Below are 15,867 nucleotides of genomic sequence, written 5' to 3'. Positions count from 1 at the left end.
GTTGAATTAAAATTTGTCTTTCACCCTTCAATATATAGCGGAGATATATTTCCGCGTTTTTCCCTGAAAATGTTATTTACCGATCTTAAATTAATTGAGCCTATTTTAAAGGCTTTACAAACCGAGGGTTATACCAGCCCTACACCCATACAGCAACAGGCCATCCCTTATATATTACAACGCCGCGACCTGTTAGGCTGCGCGCAAACCGGTACCGGTAAAACGGCCGCTTTTGCCATACCAACGCTGCAATTGTTTTATAACGAGCGCCAGCAACACCGTGAGCAAAAAACTATAAAAGCGCTTGTGCTTACCCCAACCCGTGAACTGGCTATACAAATTGGCGATAGTTTTACCGCTTATGGCCGTAATACAGGTTTAAAGAACCTGGTAATATTTGGCGGTGTATCGCAAAACCCACAGGTTGATGCCTTACGAAAAGGTGTTGATATCCTGGTGGCAACACCCGGCCGTTTGCTCGACCTGATGAACCAGGGTTATGTTCATATCAACCATATCAAAATGCTGATTCTGGACGAAGCCGACCGCATGCTGGATATGGGTTTTGTGAACGATGTAAAAAAGATCATCGCTAAAGTGCCTGCGAAAAGGCAAACGCTGTTCTTTTCGGCAACAATGCCTAAAGAGATTCAGTCGCTGGCTGATTCAATACTAAACAACCCTGAGAAGGTAGAGGTGGCGCCGGTATCATCAACAGCCGATACCATACAGCAGGCGATATACTTTGTAGAAAAAAGCAACAAAAAGAACCTGCTTATCCATATCCTTAAAGATAAGAACATTAGAACCCTTTTGGTTTTTACCCGTACCAAGCATGGCGCGGATAAAGTAGTAAAGGACCTGCATAAGGCAGGTATAACCGCCGAAGCTATCCATGGTAATAAATCGCAGAATGCCAGGCAGCGGGCTTTAACAAACTTTAAGAACCGTACCACACGTGTGCTCATCGCTACGGATATAGCCGCCCGTGGTATTGATATTGATGAGCTGAGCCATGTGGTAAACTACGAGTTGCCTAATATTCCCGAAACTTACGTTCACCGTATTGGCCGTACAGGCAGGGCAGGTGCCAGCGGTATTGCTATGTCATTTTGTGATGGGGAAGAAGAGATAGAATACTTAAAGGATATTAATAAGCTTATTGGTAAACAAGTGCCTATAGAAGAAGGCCACCCATACCCGCTAAGTATTGAACTGATGAATGCCCGGATGACCGGAAAGGCCGTAAGCATTGCTGTTAAAGGTAAAGCGCCGGCTGGCGAAAGCCGTGGAGGCCGTAATGGTGGTGCAAACCGTGGGCGTAACAACCGTGGCGGAAACAAAAGTGCAAACGGCGAAAGCCGTCATAACAGCGGTAGCCGTAAAGCAGGTTCCAAAACCGGCGGTACCAGTGGCATGAGCGGGCGGAGATAGTTAATTAGAGGTAAGAGATTAGCGATTAGTTGTTTGTTAAGATTGGCGTGTTCCTAATCTCTGATCACCAATCTTTAATCTCTAACGCAAAACTTGTTTTGCATTTAAAAAACATTTAGCTTTAAAGTGAAATTAGATTCGGTAAAAATGAAACGTCTTTTGGATCTTATCAAGAATAAGTTTTTCCTGGTGACACTGGCCTTCATTATTTGGATGATATTTTTCGACAAGAACGATCTTTTCTCGCAGTATGAGTATCGCCAGCAGGTGAACAAGCTGAAAGAGGAAGAAGCATTTTATAAAACAGAAACAGAAAAAGTTAAAAAGGACCTGGAGGAACTAAGTTCAGACAAGTCACGACTGGAGAAATTTGCCCGTGAGAAATACCTCATGAAAAAGGATAACGAAGATGTATTTGTTATCATTCATGAGAAAAAGAAATAAAACAAGCGCCTACATGGCGCTTATTTTTTTCCATACCTCTTCGTCCGCCCAAATACCTTCGCGCATGCTTTGCTCCCGGGTGCGCATCATTTGTTCGCCGGGGTAGAGGATATCAGCTTCTGGATCGCCGCTTTTGGTATAGTTAAGGATATCTTCAATTAAGCTGTTGTTACGCTCGTTATCCGTTTTTATGGCGATAAACACCTGCGACACACTGCTTTCTTTCCGGCCGGCCTGCGTAATGGCAGCAGTTGATTGTCCGCCGCTTAGTATGGTGGCCAATACATCCAGCACCAATGACAGCCCCGAACCTTTCCAGAAACCTATTGGTAAAGCACGGCCGCTACTGAGTATGGCACCGGCATCTGTACTTAAGTTTCCTGCCTCGTCGTAACCGCCGGGTTGCGGTAATGGCTTATCGTTCATTTTATATTGCTGCAATTTACCCATAGCATATTGCGACATGGCAATGTCCAGTACAATAGGTCCGTTTGGTCGGGGTATGGCAATAATAAGCGGATTATTCCCCAGGCGGGGCACTGTGCCTCCCCATGGTGGCAGGTTGGCAATGGTGTTGGTAAAGCACAGGCCAATGTAGCCGGCTTCGGCCGCCTGTAAACCATAAGTGCCACCGCGCATCCAATGGTTGGTATTTTTTATAGCTACACAACCTATGCCGTTGTTTGTGGCCAATGCAATAGCGCGGTCCATACAAAAGCAGGCATTAAGCATTCCAGGGGCCAGGTTTCCATCCCATTGCTCAATAGCGCCAAATGAACTTACCGGTGTTGGATCTGCGAGCGGGTTAACCAAGCCGAGCTTTACATATTCTATAAATACAGGGAAACGGTTGAGCCCGTGGCTATACACGCCATCGCGGCTATTGTTGGCGAAAACATGGGCACATTGCAAAGCTCTGTCTTCATTAAAGCCATGCTTTAGCAGTATATGGTAAAAGGTGCCGAGCAGTTCATTATAAGGTATACGCATATGGCAAATATATATTTAACCATAAATGGGCTAATGTTGTTGGCGGCAGTAAAATAATTACAGCGCTTGGGAGTTATCATCCTATCACTTTTGAAATTAAGCTATATTTGTGCAAATGATGAGTAAAAATCAACGTTTCCTGTTTTTATCGTTATTACTGATAATAGCCGTTGCAGGTAACTCGTGCAAGCGGCAAACAGTTAACAGTATACCCTCGCTGCTTACTACAGGTTACTGGCAATTAGGTTCGGCAATACGCACTCGTTACGTAGGCGATTCGCAGCTGAGTGTAGATACCATTCAATGCGACTCGGCCCAGATATTTACTTTTAAGCCTGACTATACCTGCACTTATACTAATTTAAACTGCCGTGCGAGTACTATAAGCGGGAGGTGGTCGCTGTCTGATACACGCCTGTATCTCATGTCAGACATTACGGCGCCCGCAACCAGCGGAACGGGTACTTATCAGCCTTTTGCTTACGCGCACATTGCCAACCTTGGTGAATACTCACTGATACTCGAAACAGGCGATATACAATTATATTATACCGCAACAGATAAGCGTACCATTACGCGCTGGGGATTTACCCGCGTAAGGCCCAAAACCATACAATAAGTTAAAATATATTTATATTTTGCAGTAAATAAGCTACCAATTGTTTTGAAAAAGAGAATAGCCATTTTTGCTTCCGGTTCGGGGTCAAACGCTCAAAAGATAATGGAGCACTTTAAACGTAATGCCGATGCCGAGGTGGTGCTGGTTTTAACCAATAACCCCCAGGCCTACGTTTTACAGCGTGCCGATAATTTTGAAATACCCTCGCATATTTTTAACAGGCACGAGTTTTACGAAACAGATGAGGTGATCAGGCTGTTGAAAAACCTGCAGGTAGACCTGATTGTACTTGCCGGCTTTTTATGGCTGGTGCCAAAATCGTTATTGAACGCTTTTCCGAATAAGATCATTAACCTGCATCCCGCGCTGTTGCCTAAATTTGGGGGTAAAGGGATGTATGGCGATAATGTACACAAAGCGGTGCTGGCAGCAGGCGAAGAAGAGTCGGGCATAACTATTCACTTTACCAATGCCGAATTTGATGAAGGGGAGATCATTCACCAATCACGGTTTAAAATAGAGCCGGGCGATACCCTGGAAATGGTGAAATTTAAAGGGCAGCAGCTGGAACATCAGCACTTTCCAAAAGTGATAGAGGGATTGCTGAAGAAGATGAAGAGTTAGGAATTGGTTATTAGTGATTAGTTGACTTGTGATTAGAGATTAGGTCTGCGCTCCTTCATCAACCTGTATAAATCGTCAAATTTCGTTTTTAAAGCATTGGCAGTAACCGCTACCGGCGAACCATATGATCTATAATTCATAGATGCTGTACGGCGGGCAAGGGCGTTAGGCTGGCGATGGATGTAACCATCCGGGTCTTTAACCAGTATCATGATTATTCTTTGATTGGCTACGTTTACTACATCAAAGCCCAATACATCTTCCCAAGGCACAAAACCTACCGCAAACATGCTGGAATTATCGGTTATGCCATCATTATCAACAATAAAACCCGGGCGGGTATCAAATAATTTACTCACGATATAAAGGGCTATCACTCCGAAAAATACTATAGCCGCTATACCTACCGCCATTATCAGTACATGGTTGGCATGAAAGCGACCGGAGTTACTCAAGAACCATATGCCTGCTGCCACAAATAATGCAGAACCGGCAAGCATTAAGGCCATTTTTGTTTTGCTTAACGGTATTTCAATAATATCGAGCGGATCATGGGTTGGCATCATGTTACTGTGATTAAATGCTGTAATATAAACAAATGATTAGCTGTTTTTGATTGATTTTAAAATGGAATAATTAACACGTTATTGCCAACACTTGTAATGTTGAGGACGAAGTATTGCCCCTCCGTTCAGATTCTTCGCTGTCACTCAGAATGACAGCTGGGCAATAATAATACGATTTGCCAACTGATGTACTGGATAACAACGGGTGGTTTTAACCGCTCAATACTTAATCCAATTAACCATTCATCAGCTTGCACAAAAAAACTAACCTCAACTCTCTAATCTCTAATCACTAATGCGTACCTTTGCGGCTCAAAAATTCCCTGTTGTAATGAGTCATCCTGTTCAAATCAAAAACGCCCTCATCTCCGTTTATTACAAAGACAATCTCGAGCCGATAATTCATGAGTTAAACCGCCTTGGTGTAAAGATCTATTCTACCGGTGGTACCGAAACTTTTATTCGCGACCTGGGTGTTGATGTGATTGCAGTTGAGGACCTTACCTCATATCCTTCTATTTTGGGCGGCCGTGTAAAAACGCTGCACCCAAAGGTATTTGGCGGTATTTTAGCGCGCAGAAGTTTTGACAGTGACGAGCAGCAACTGGCCCAGTACGAGATACCGGAAATTGACCTGGTGATTGTTGATCTTTACCCGTTTGAAGAGACCGTAAATTCAGGCGCAAGCCAGGAAGATATCATCGAGAAGATCGACATTGGCGGTATCTCTTTGATCCGTGCTGCTGCCAAAAATTACAAGGATGTAGTTATCCTTGCTTCAAAAGATGATTACACCGAATTAGAGCAGATATTAAAAACACAAAATGGCGAAACCACTATTGATCAACGCCGCCGTTTTGCGCAAAAAGCATTCAACATATCATCCAACTACGATACGCATATCTTCCGCTACTTTGATAGCAGCGAACCGATGCCGGTTTTTAAACAGAGCATACAAAAAAGCCAGACATTACGTTACGGCGAAAATCCGCATCAGAAAGGAACTTTTTACGGTAACCTTGATGCTATGTTCACGAAATTGAATGGTAAGGAGCTATCATACAACAACCTGGTTGATGTTGACGCGGCTGTTGCCCTGATAGACGAATTTACCGAGCCAACCGTTGCCATATTAAAGCACACCAATGCCTGTGGTATTGCATCGCGCCAGCACATTAAAACTGCGTGGGTTGATGCCTTGGCTTGCGACCCGGTTTCGGCTTTCGGTGGGGTTATCATCGCCAATGATGAGATCGACGCGGCAACCGCAACTGAAATTGATAAAATATTTTACGAAGTGCTTATTGCGCCAGCCTTTACCAATGAGGCCGTAGATATTTTAAAAGCCAAAAAGAACCGTATTGTATTGATACGTCAGAATGTTGAGTTGCCGGCTAAGCAATTTAAAACCTTGTTGAACGGTGTTATTGAACAGGATAAAGACAACACAGTTGAAGGGCCTGAACAAATGACCACTGTAACAGATAAACAACCTACCGAACAGGAACTTAAAGACCTTTACTTTGCCAATAAGGTAGTAAAACACACTAAATCAAACACCATTGTTATCGCTAAAAATAACCAGCTGATGGCAAGTGGTGTAGGCCAAACGTCGCGTGTTGATGCGATGAAACAAGCCCTGATCAAGGCCGCTGAGTTTGGCTTTGATGTAAAAGGCGCGGTGATGGCTTCAGACGCGTTTTTCCCGTTTGCTGATTGCGTTGAGATTGGTGCAGATGCTGGTATTACGGCTGTATTGCAGCCCGGCGGTTCTATAAACGATAAGTTATCTGTAGAGATGTGTAACCAAAAAGGCATTGCCATGGTTACCACCGGGGTACGCCATTTTAAACATTAATGGTGAGTAGTGAGTAGTGAGTAGTGAATTGTCGCGATGTGCAACTACTCACTAATCACAATTCACCAATCACCAGATTACACTAATTTTTAAAAAATAGAGTTATTATTAACTAATTGGTTTTTATTCGTGAAATTAGCGTCGATAGGGTGCGATTTCGGAACAAATAGGTTTGTTAATTACTAACTTTGCAAAATATTGAAAATACAGCCGCATGGGTTTATTTAATTTTTTCACACAGGAAATAGCCATTGATCTGGGTACTGCAAATACCCTCATTATACATAATGATAAAGTTGTAGTTGATGAACCATCAATTGTGGCTTTTGACCGTACCACCAATAAGGTAATTGCCATTGGTCGCCAGGCCATGCAAATGGAAGGTAAAACCCATGATAACATCCGTACGGTACGCCCGCTTAAAGATGGTGTAATTGCCGACTTTAACGCTGCTGAGCTGATGATCCGCGGGATGATCAAAATGATCAACCAGGGTAAGGGCTGGTTCTTCCCGTCACTGCGTATGGTGATCTGTATCCCATCGGGTATTACAGAGGTAGAGAAACGCGCCGTACGTGATAGCGCAGAAATTGCCGGTGCCAAAGAAGTATACCTCATATATGAACCAATGGCGGCTGCCGTAGGTATAGGTATTGATGTTGAGGAACCTATGGGTAACATGATCATTGATATTGGTGGTGGTACTACCGAGATAGCGGTTATTGCCCTTTCAGGTATCGTTTGCGACCAGTCTATCCGTGTTGCCGGTGATAACTTTGACTCAGACATTGTACAATATATCCGTCGCCAACATAACATAATGATTGGTGACCGTACTGCCGAGAAAATTAAGATTGAGGTAGGTGCCGCATTGCCCGAGCTATCAGAACCACCTGCGGATTTTGCCGTACAAGGCCGCGACCTGATGACCGGTGTGCCAAAACAGATCACCGTATCTTATACCGAGATCGCACACTGCCTGGATAAATCTATCTCGAAAATTGAAGAAGCGATATTAAAAGCGCTGGAGATCACTCCACCTGAGCTTTCTGCTGATATTTACCAAACCGGTATCTATTTAACCGGCGGTGGCGCGTTATTGCGTGGTTTGGATAAACGTGTAGCTGCCAAAACCAAACTGCCAGTACACGTAGCCGAAGACCCACTAAGAGCGGTAGTACGCGGTACTGGTACAGCGCTTAAAAACATCGGTAACTTTAAATTTTTAATGCAATAATTTCGATTTACGAATTACGATTTTAGATTTACGATTGTTGTAAATTGATAATCGTAATTCGTAAATCTAAAATCGTAATTCCCCAATGCGTAACCTCCTGATTTTTATCACCAAGTACAACGCATTCTTCCTGTTCCTGATATTTGAGATCGCATCGCTGGTTATTTATATCAAATACAACTCATTTCAAAAAGCCTCGGTAATCAATAGCACCAACCAAATCACCGGCAGCCTGTACACACGTGCTGATGAACTAAAAGGTTACCTATCCCTGCGTGATGTAAACGACCGCCTTGCTCGTGAAAACGCGGCGTTGCGTAACCAGCTTAAAGCATCAAAGTATGTAGATACCGTAGCGCGTAAAACAATTGTCGACACGGTTTATAAGCAACAGTATATATACATTGCTGCCAAGGTGATCAATAACTCCATCAACAAACGCAACAACTACTTAACTATTGACAGGGGCAGCCGCGATGGTATTGAAAAGGGCATGGGGGTGATATCCGCGGATGGGGTAGTAGGTAAGGTAGCCTTTGTAGGCGAACACCTGGCCATCATCCAATCTTTATTGCATAAAGACTCACGTGTGAGCGGTATGCTGGCCTATAACAAAGAGATTGGCTATCTGCAGTGGGGCGATGATATGGATCCGCACAAAGCTTTACTGGTAGATGTATCAAACAATGCTCAACCCAAGATAGGCGAACCTGTGGTAACGTCAGACCTGTCTTTGTTCCCGGCTGGTATACCGTTGGGTAAGGTGAGTAAATTAAAGGCGAAAGGTGCCGGCTTTTTCCTGAATATGGAAATAACGCTGGCAGTTGATTTCAGCAAGCTGGAATACGTGGATGTGGTAGTAAACAAGTTTGCCAAAGAGCAGGCGGCACTGGAGGGCCAGGAAAAGAAAGATGAGTAGGGTAATATTAACCAACCTGGTACGCTTTGTTATGCTGGTGCTATTGCAGGTGTTTTTACTTAAAAACATTTCCCTGTATAACCTGGCTACACCTTATTTATACATACTGTTTGTACTACTGCTTCCGTTTGAAACGCCCAATATATTGTTGTTCGTGTTGTCGTTTATACTGGGCCTTACTATTGATGCTTTTTATGACACCCCGGGGCTGCATGCAGCAGCCTGTACGTTACTGGCTTTGGTAAGGGTATTGTTTATCAGCATCACCGTACAAAAGGACGGCTTTGATAATGAACCCGAGCCCACCCTAAGTATTATGGGCTTCAGGTGGTTTTTTACCTACGCGCTTATCTTAACTTTATTTCATCATTTTTTCCTGTTCAACCTGGAGGTTTTCAGGCTGTCGGAAATTGATTACACCCTTGTCCGGTTTTTATTGAGTACAGTATTTACCGTATTTTTGATACTGGTTTCGGGGCTGTTGTTTTTCAGAAAGAAAGAGCGTAAATGAATAATTATTTCGAGCGGCGATATGTTATAGCCGGTATTTTCATTGCCTTTGTGCTGATACTGCTTGCCCGCCTGTTTTACATACAGGTGGTTGACGACCGCTATTTCCTTTACGCCCAAAATAACGTTATCCGCCGATTGATCCAGTATCCTGCCCGTGGCCCCATACTGGACCGTAACGGCAAAATAATGGTACAAAATGAACCTGTTTATGATATTATGGTGGTGCCCAAACAGGTAAAGCCATTTGATACGCTGGAGTTTTGTAAACTGTTGGATATTGATAAGGATGGCTTTGATAAAAGGATGATCAAGGCGCGCAAATACTCGCCTTACCGCTCATCGGTGTTTGAGAAACAGATCACGGCCCAGCAATATGCCTCGTTCATGGAGCGGTTGTCCGAATTCCCGGGTTTCGATGCCATACAAAGACCTATTCGTACCTACCCCGATTCAACAGCCGCGCAATTTCTGGGCTATATCGGTGAGGCTACTGATGCTATCATTAAACGATCAAAGGGCTACTACAGCCCCGGCGATTATGTGGGTATTACCGGTGTAGAGAAATCATACGAAAGTGTTTTACGTGGCCAGCGTGGTGTGCGCAACATGTTGTATGATTCGCACAACGTGCCTAAAGGTATTTATGCCAATGGCGCATATGATACGGCTGCAGTGGCGGGTGAAAGACTGATATCCTCGTTAGATACCAAAATACAGAAGCTTGGCGAAAAGCTGATGCAAAACAAGGTAGGGAGTATTGTAGCTATTGAACCCTCAACCGGTGAGATATTGTGCTTTGTGAGTTCACCAACATATGACCCTAACCTGCTGGTAGGTAAACAGCGCGGCCACAACGCAGGTATACTATATAAAGATCCTTACAAACCGTTCTTCGTTAGGCCCATCCAGGCCTATTATCCTCCGGGTTCGTCGTTTAAACCACTAAGCGCGCTCATTGCCATGCAGGAGGGTATTATTACGCCGCAAACCATTTATCACTGTCCAGGCTACTATATATCCGGTAATCGACGTATCAGGTGTTTTCATGGGGAGGTACATGGCGATGTAAACCTGGCCAGCGCGGTGGCGCACTCGTGTAACGGCTATTTTGATATGGTGTTCGAGAGGCTCATTAACCGCCAGGGCGCACGTAAAACCGATACATCTTTTAACTATTGGCGTGATAACGTGGCAAAGTTTGGCTTAGGCCATCGTCTTGATCTCGACCTCCCGGCCGAGAACCGTGGTAACCTGCCTAAAGCAGCTTATTATGATAAGGTTTATGGCAAAAATGGATGGCGTTCGAGCACCGTAATTTCACTGGGTATTGGCCAGGGCGAATTACTGGCAACACCGTTACAATTAGCCAATATTGAGGCAACCATTGCTAACCGTGGCTTTTATTATAAACCCCATCTTATTAAGGCCATTGGCGATAAAAAGGTGATCAGGCATGAGTATACAGTAAAAAACTATGTTGGGATAGATTCGCAATATTTTAACCCGGTAATTAACGGGATGCAAAGTGTGGTAGATTTCGGTACAGCTAACGGTTCCAAAATACCCGGTATTATTATGTGCGGTAAAACCGGAACCGCCGAGGTGAAAAATAAAAAAGATAACTCGGTATTTGTAGCATTCGCCCCGCGCGAAAACCCTAAGATCGCTATTGCGGTGGTGGTAGAAAACTCCGGTCAGGGTGCTACATGGGCTGCGCCGATAGCCAGCTTTATTGTAGAACAATATTTGCGTGGCAGCATCAGTAAGCGGCCTTCGGGTATATACCCGGAATACTACATGAATGCCAACCTGTTGCCTGAGGTGCCCGGCTCTCCGGCTGAAAAGACACGCAAACGTGCTGATAGTTTAAGAAGGGTAAGGGCGGATTCTATTAAAAAAGCCGCTGCTGATACTGCTAAAAAGCAATTGGAGCTAAAAGCCGCTAAAAACAAACAAGCCAGAAACACAGTGCAAAGTTCAATAGCCATGTTGCTAAAAAGGAGGGATGATGAATAACCAGCGCAGTTTCTTTTTTAATGTAGACTGGTTAACGGTACTCATTTACCTGGCCCTGTGTACTATTGGCTGGTTCAATATCCGTGCTGCCGTATTTGATGAGGCCCACCCGGATATTATCGACCTGAGTACAGAGTATGGCAAGCAATTTATTTTTATTGTTACCGCGCTTGTTTTAGGTTCTGTGGTGTTGTTATTAGAAAGCCGTTTTATTGCCGCGCTGGCCCCGGCATTTTATGTAGTAACCGTATTGTTACTGCTTTTAGTGTTGGTAATAGGGCGTAATGTTGGTGGTAACCAGGCCTGGATTGACCTGGGCGGCGGTTTCAGATTGCAACCCTCGGAGTTTGCAAAGTTTGCTACCTGCCTATTGCTGGCGCGCTATCTCAGTTCAACCAATGTGAAGGTTACCGAACTTAAATCATTCCTGATAGCAGGGGGGATTATCTTTCTGCCTATGCTGCTCATTAAACTACAGCCAGATGATGGTTCAACCCTTGTTTTCTGCTCGCTGATATTTGTGTTGTACCGCGAAGGTCTGTCCGTATACTTTTTGGTATTTATCGGGCTGGTAGCTACTTTATTTGTATTGGCCTTGCTGTATAACGTTTGGTTTGTGGTGGCAGGTATTGTGGTTGCCGGCTTATTACTATTATTACTGTTCAGGCGTAGCCGGCAGTTTTCGGTAGGGGTGTTAATAGCAACGGTGGCCTGTGTGGCTTTTGTATTTGTAGTAAAGCCACTATATTTTGACGGACTAAAAAAACATCAGCGTGCCCGTATTGATGAAGTGCTGGGTCTCAATCATGATAAGCGGGGGGTAGGCTACAACCAAAACCAATCTAAAATAGCTATAGGATCCGGCAGGGTATGGGGTAAAGGATATTTACAGGGTACCCAAACCAAATACTCTTTTGTACCCGCCCAAAGCACCGATTTTATTTTTTGTACGGTAGGCGAGGAATGGGGTTTTGCCGGTTCTGTAACTGTATTAGGCTTATATCTCTTTTTATTGCTCAGAATAATCCATATCGCGGAGCGACAGCGTTCGCCTTTTTCGCGCATATATGGCTATGGGGTAGCCTCTATTATTTTTTGCCACGTTATTATTAACATTGCCATGGCCATAGGCTATATGCCTGTTATTGGCATACCGCTGCCATTCATCAGTTACGGTGGATCGTCGCTTTGGAGCTTTACCATCCTGTTATTTATCCTGCTTAAGCTGGATAGTAACCGTATGGGAATGAACTACGCGTAACGGCGTTTAAGTAAAGCGTAAAATTTATCAGCGGTACTCTGCTTACTGTCCCAGTTGTTTTTGGTAACATAGTTGGTTTTCAGGAAACGGTCCGCCTCTTCAAAGCTGTTAAAGCGGTTTACAATTTCAATGGCTTCGCTGTATGCCAGGCTATAACCGTTAAACAAGTCCTTCACAAAAAGCAGCTTATCATTTAAACTGATAGCCGATTTAAGGTCGGTAATAGGCAGCTCCTGTTTTGGATAAGCCATTGCAGGGTTTGGCGTTTGCTGCGCTCTTAGCCGCTCATTTAACGTCAGCGGCCGGTCCTCTTTTGCAGGTTCTACTTTTTCAGCAGGTGCGGCATATGTCGCACCTGGTTGTGCTTTTTCCGGCTCCTGTACCGTTGTTTTGAGTGTATTATCTATAACCGGCTCGGGGTTGGTAGGCACAATATGCGGCTCCTCGGTTTCATCGGTGGCTGCAGGGGCTGGAGTTGGTTCCTCAGCTAAAGGAGCGAAAGTTATTTCAGATGTAACGCTGTTTGTTTCGGTTTCAGGCGAAAAGGTATCAGCTTCATCCACATCAAGATAATGTTTCACTATCTGCGGCTCCTCCCGCTCAAAAGCGTAAGCATCCGCACGGCTATCGGCACTTAGGTCAATATGCGGCGTAGGTGTATCATCAGCTTGTTCAGGTTGGTTTATTTCCAGTTCAACAGGCTTTTGCTGCACAGGCGGCTCCGGTACAAATGGCGTTTGGGCTATAATAGGTTTAACTGGCTGTACAACGGGTTCAAAATATTTAGGCTCTCCGGGCGTGTATTTAGTTTCAGGTGCAGCAGGCTCGGGTTGTACAGGCGCTGCTTTAGGTACTTGCGGCCTTAAAAAATCGGGTTTGGGTAAATTAAAGCGCGATATTTGTTCCGGCTGTGGTTCCGGCGCTATAACAGGTTCCGGCTTTGCAGGCAGTTCAATCACCTGCTTAGGTGCAGGGGGTGTTGGGGCCGGTGTAGTAAGTTCAATAGGTACTATTTTTTCTTCCTTTTTATTTTCAATGGCAGGTGGCAGCGCTTTTTGTTCCTGCGAGCGTTGCTGGTTAAGCTTTTTCAGTATCTCGGCATGGTCCTTTAAAAAGTGCGTGTTGGCAACAAAAAGTTCCAGTTCAAGGTCGTTCAATTCATCCGGGTTTTCCTGGAGATATTCATACTGGTCTAAAAGTTCTTTTATAATGGCGCCGGTCTTTCTAAATACTTCCTGCTGCTTCATATGGCTATAGATGTTAGGAAAAATGCTTACCAAAAATACTACAAAATTCTGATATTAGCCCTTCACTAATGAGTAGAACACGTGTATAACGAGGATGTTTTCAGAAGAAAAAATGAGATTGGGGGTAGCATCGAAGTTATCTGTGGTTCAATGTTTTCCGGCAAGACGGAAGAACTGATCCGGCGCGTAAAGCGCGCCCGTATCGCCAAAGTAGAGGTGGAGATATTTAGTCCGGCGGCAGATATCAGGTACGATAAGCAGGCCGTGGTATCTCACAATGCCAACTCTATACCCTCAAAATCGGTAACTAAAGCTGCTGAAATACTGCAACTGGCCGATCATATACAGGTAATAGGTGTTGATGAAGCACAGTTTTTTGATGATGAACTGCCGCAGGTAGCACAAACGCTGGCCAATAAAGGTGTACGGGTGATTATTGCCGGGCTCGATATGGATTTTAAAGGCAGGCCTTTCGGTACCATGCCCCAGCTGATGGCTATGGCCGATGCTGTAACTAAACTGCATGCGGTTTGCATGAAATGCGGCGGTCAGGCCATGTACTCCTATCGCCTTGTACCTAATGAAAGCCAGATACTTCTTGGCGAGAAGGAAACCTACGAAGCTCGTTGCCGCGAGTGTTACAACCTCGATGGTGATATATAAATCAAATGTGGCGCTATTGATCGGTTAGTTTTTTCAATTTAAGTTATCTGTCTGCTCCCACTGGTTACAACTCTATCATATTACGTTAATAATTAAAGTACTTAAACAATATATCGGTTGCAGCGTTTTACTATCAAACGTGATGCTGTTATATTGAAGAATGCTATGGCCAAAAAGATTTTAGTTATTGAAGATGATAAGGATATAAGGGATACAGTTACTTACATCCTGGAAAGTGATGGCTTTGAAGTAGTATCATCTGAAAATTCGAGGATACTGAAATCTCTTGACCAGCATAACCCCGACCTTATCCTGCTTGATAACTGGCTTACTGAATGGAAGAGCGACGCCAACGGGCAGCAGTTGAGTAAAGAACTCAAATCGAACCCTAAAACAAGCCATATCCCTGTAATTATTATTTCAGCTGTTAACAATGTGGCCCAGATAGCCGAAGAAGGTATGGCTGATGCCTATATCAAAAAGCCGTTTGATGTGGAGGAGTTATTGGCTCTGATAAAAAAGCATACGGATAGCAAGGAATAAACCACCCGAATTAATTATTGCCAAGCAGATAGTCAAAGGTGTATTTAGGGGTGTAACCTAATATTCTTCTTGCTTTATCTATTACATAAACCCTGTCAATACTCTCAGGGAAAACCCAATTATTTTCCCGGTAAATATCAGCGGCCTGCGGATATGATGTTAAAATCACCTCTTTAGGATCATGCTTTAGCTGTTGCAGTTCAACTGGTTTAAACGGACTTGTACTGGCTATATTAAAAATTTCAAAGCTGTTAAATTCATGCTGCAATGCCAGGTAAAGCGCTTCGGCGCCATCGCGTTCGTCCAGCCCGCGGTACAAGCGGTGATTAGCTTCAAGGTTAGGGCTTTCCGGTAAAAAACGACCCACCCTGTAAACCGATGTTTGTAAATGCTCTTTGTAAAAAAAGTCTTTACATAACTGTTCCGCCGCTTGTTTGGTAATGTCATAAATATCGCGTGGTTGTTCACGCAATTCTTCGTTTACCCAAACGGCTTTATTATTATCAACCATAGCGTTCCCATAAATGGAGGTGGTGCTGATATATAAAAACTTTTTAACGCCGTGCTGTACCGCAGCGTTCAGCAAATTAAGGGTGCCGTGTATATTGGTGTCAATAAACTCCTCGCGGGGGTATTGAAGATCATAATGTTTGCCATGCACTGCGGCTGTGTGTATAATGGCATCCACGCCCATGCAAGCTATGTTTACCTCCGATTTATTTTTTACGTCGAGTATAATATCCGTGGTATCGCCGGGTAACAGATCGGCACCAATAGGAGTTAATCCGGCAGTTTTTAGTCTATCCATAACTGCCCTGCCAAGTTTGCCGGCAGAGCCTGTAACCAATACTTTCATGTGGCTAAGATAGATTCAAAAATTTAGATGGACTGATATCTTACTTTAAAATAAAGTGTGAAGTTGTTATTCATCAC

The 15,867-nt window shown here is 44.1% G+C and carries 16 protein-coding genes; 12 read left to right on the top strand and 4 right to left on the bottom strand.

Annotation, left to right across the window (positions count from 1 at the left end):
* The first annotated feature begins 69 nt into the window (after positions 1–69).
* Together CKK33_RS17625 and CKK33_RS17620 are read left to right on the top strand one after the other, a co-directional pair.
* Complete coding sequence (locus CKK33_RS17625) at positions 70–1,434, top strand: DEAD/DEAH box helicase (protein WP_095705376.1); 1,365 nt, start codon at positions 70–72, stop codon at positions 1,432–1,434.
* 147 nt (positions 1,435–1,581) lie between these two features.
* The gene (locus tag CKK33_RS17620; protein ID WP_095705899.1) at positions 1,582–1,878 is read left to right on the top strand and encodes a septum formation initiator family protein; all 297 of its coding nucleotides are present in this window, start codon (positions 1,582–1,584) and stop codon (positions 1,876–1,878) included.
* 9 nt (positions 1,879–1,887) lie between these two features.
* Here CKK33_RS17620 and yiaK read toward each other — a convergent pair whose 3' ends face one another.
* The gene (gene yiaK / locus CKK33_RS17615; RefSeq protein ID WP_095705375.1) at positions 1,888–2,868 is read right to left on the bottom strand and encodes a 3-dehydro-L-gulonate 2-dehydrogenase; all 981 of its coding nucleotides are present in this window, start codon (positions 2,866–2,868) and stop codon (positions 1,888–1,890) included.
* A 115-nt stretch (positions 2,869–2,983) separates the two neighbouring features.
* Between yiaK and CKK33_RS17610 the strand changes: the two genes are divergently transcribed.
* Complete coding sequence (locus tag CKK33_RS17610) at positions 2,984–3,487, top strand: hypothetical protein (protein ID WP_143822994.1); 504 nt, start codon at positions 2,984–2,986, stop codon at positions 3,485–3,487.
* 45 nt (positions 3,488–3,532) lie between these two features.
* Complete coding sequence (gene purN, locus CKK33_RS17605; RefSeq protein ID WP_095705373.1) at positions 3,533–4,111, top strand: phosphoribosylglycinamide formyltransferase; 579 nt, start codon at positions 3,533–3,535, stop codon at positions 4,109–4,111.
* A 32-nt stretch (positions 4,112–4,143) separates the two neighbouring features.
* On the opposite strand, the gene CKK33_RS17600 is transcribed toward purN, so the two are convergent.
* Positions 4,144–4,677 (bottom strand): STM3941 family protein, encoded by a 534-nt coding sequence (locus CKK33_RS17600; protein WP_095705372.1) that lies wholly within the window; start codon positions 4,675–4,677, stop codon positions 4,144–4,146.
* Between the two features lie 331 nt (positions 4,678–5,008).
* Between CKK33_RS17600 and purH the strand changes: the two genes are divergently transcribed.
* From purH to rodA, 6 genes are all read left to right on the top strand, one after another.
* Positions 5,009–6,535, top strand: a complete 1,527-nt coding sequence (purH, locus tag CKK33_RS17595; RefSeq protein WP_095705371.1) for a bifunctional phosphoribosylaminoimidazolecarboxamide formyltransferase/IMP cyclohydrolase — start codon at positions 5,009–5,011, stop codon at positions 6,533–6,535.
* Between the two features lie 214 nt (positions 6,536–6,749).
* A complete protein-coding gene (locus CKK33_RS17590; RefSeq protein WP_067054626.1) occupies positions 6,750–7,772 on the top strand; it encodes a rod shape-determining protein in 1,023 nt (340 codons plus the stop codon).
* Positions 7,773–7,857: 85 nt separating this feature from the next.
* Complete coding sequence (mreC, locus tag CKK33_RS17585) at positions 7,858–8,691, top strand: rod shape-determining protein MreC (protein ID WP_095705370.1); 834 nt, start codon at positions 7,858–7,860, stop codon at positions 8,689–8,691.
* Positions 8,684–9,202, top strand: a complete 519-nt coding sequence (locus CKK33_RS17580) for a rod shape-determining protein MreD (protein WP_095705369.1) — start codon at positions 8,684–8,686, stop codon at positions 9,200–9,202. Before mreC ends, CKK33_RS17580 begins: the two co-directional genes overlap by 8 nt.
* A complete protein-coding gene (gene mrdA / locus CKK33_RS17575) occupies positions 9,199–11,220 on the top strand; it encodes a penicillin-binding protein 2 (protein ID WP_095705368.1) in 2,022 nt (673 codons plus the stop codon). The genes CKK33_RS17580 and mrdA overlap by 4 nt, the downstream gene beginning before the upstream one ends.
* Positions 11,213–12,481, top strand: a complete 1,269-nt coding sequence (gene rodA, locus CKK33_RS17570) for a rod shape-determining protein RodA (RefSeq protein WP_095705367.1) — start codon at positions 11,213–11,215, stop codon at positions 12,479–12,481. Before mrdA ends, rodA begins: the two co-directional genes overlap by 8 nt.
* Here the strand turns inward: rodA and CKK33_RS17565 are convergent.
* Positions 12,472–13,728 (bottom strand): hypothetical protein, encoded by a 1,257-nt coding sequence (locus CKK33_RS17565; protein ID WP_095705366.1) that lies wholly within the window; start codon positions 13,726–13,728, stop codon positions 12,472–12,474. The two genes, rodA and CKK33_RS17565, sit on opposite strands and share 10 nt — an antisense overlap.
* Positions 13,729–13,809: 81 nt before the next feature.
* Here CKK33_RS17565 and CKK33_RS17560 point away from each other — a divergent pair, with 81 nt between their 5' ends.
* Both CKK33_RS17560 and CKK33_RS17555 read left to right on the top strand, forming a co-directional pair.
* Positions 13,810–14,391: a thymidine kinase gene (locus tag CKK33_RS17560; RefSeq protein ID WP_095705365.1), complete on the top strand. Its 582-nt coding sequence runs from the start codon at positions 13,810–13,812 to the stop codon at positions 14,389–14,391.
* Positions 14,392–14,508: 117 nt separating this feature from the next.
* Positions 14,509–14,934 carry a PleD family two-component system response regulator gene (locus CKK33_RS17555; RefSeq protein ID WP_158223470.1) on the top strand — a complete coding sequence of 142 codons (426 nt, stop codon included), beginning with the start codon at positions 14,509–14,511 and terminating at the stop codon, positions 14,932–14,934.
* A 10-nt stretch (positions 14,935–14,944) separates the two neighbouring features.
* On the opposite strand, the gene CKK33_RS17550 is transcribed toward CKK33_RS17555, so the two are convergent.
* The gene (locus CKK33_RS17550; protein WP_095705363.1) at positions 14,945–15,790 is read right to left on the bottom strand and encodes an NAD(P)-dependent oxidoreductase; all 846 of its coding nucleotides are present in this window, start codon (positions 15,788–15,790) and stop codon (positions 14,945–14,947) included.
* Positions 15,791–15,867 lie beyond the last annotated feature (77 nt).

This window comes from Mucilaginibacter sp. MD40, assembly GCF_002288635.1.
Classification (GTDB): domain Bacteria; phylum Bacteroidota; class Bacteroidia; order Sphingobacteriales; family Sphingobacteriaceae; genus Mucilaginibacter.
This window is presented reverse-complemented; position numbering and strand designations above follow the sequence as displayed.

Excerpts from the sequence above, each read along its gene's own strand:
- CKK33_RS17625 (WP_095705376.1), top strand. The coding sequence starts at position 70 with ATGTTATTTACCGATCTTAAATTAATTGAGCCTATTTTAAAGGCTTTA.
- CKK33_RS17620 (WP_095705899.1), top strand. The coding sequence starts at position 1,582 with ATGAAACGTCTTTTGGATCTTATCAAGAATAAGTTTTTCCTGGTGACA.
- yiaK (WP_095705375.1), bottom strand. The coding sequence starts at position 2,868 with ATGCGTATACCTTATAATGAACTGCTCGGCACCTTTTACCATATACTG.
- CKK33_RS17610 (WP_143822994.1), top strand. The coding sequence starts at position 2,984 with ATGATGAGTAAAAATCAACGTTTCCTGTTTTTATCGTTATTACTGATA.
- CKK33_RS17600 (WP_095705372.1), bottom strand. The coding sequence starts at position 4,677 with ATGATGCCAACCCATGATCCGCTCGATATTATTGAAATACCGTTAAGC.
- purH (WP_095705371.1), top strand. The coding sequence starts at position 5,009 with ATGAGTCATCCTGTTCAAATCAAAAACGCCCTCATCTCCGTTTATTAC.
- CKK33_RS17590 (WP_067054626.1), top strand. The coding sequence starts at position 6,750 with ATGGGTTTATTTAATTTTTTCACACAGGAAATAGCCATTGATCTGGGT.
- mreC (WP_095705370.1), top strand. The coding sequence starts at position 7,858 with ATGCGTAACCTCCTGATTTTTATCACCAAGTACAACGCATTCTTCCTG.
- CKK33_RS17580 (WP_095705369.1), top strand. The coding sequence starts at position 8,684 with ATGAGTAGGGTAATATTAACCAACCTGGTACGCTTTGTTATGCTGGTG.
- mrdA (WP_095705368.1), top strand. The coding sequence starts at position 9,199 with ATGAATAATTATTTCGAGCGGCGATATGTTATAGCCGGTATTTTCATT.
- rodA (WP_095705367.1), top strand. The coding sequence starts at position 11,213 with ATGAATAACCAGCGCAGTTTCTTTTTTAATGTAGACTGGTTAACGGTA.
- CKK33_RS17565 (WP_095705366.1), bottom strand. The coding sequence starts at position 13,728 with ATGAAGCAGCAGGAAGTATTTAGAAAGACCGGCGCCATTATAAAAGAA.
- CKK33_RS17550 (WP_095705363.1), bottom strand. The coding sequence starts at position 15,790 with ATGAAAGTATTGGTTACAGGCTCTGCCGGCAAACTTGGCAGGGCAGTT.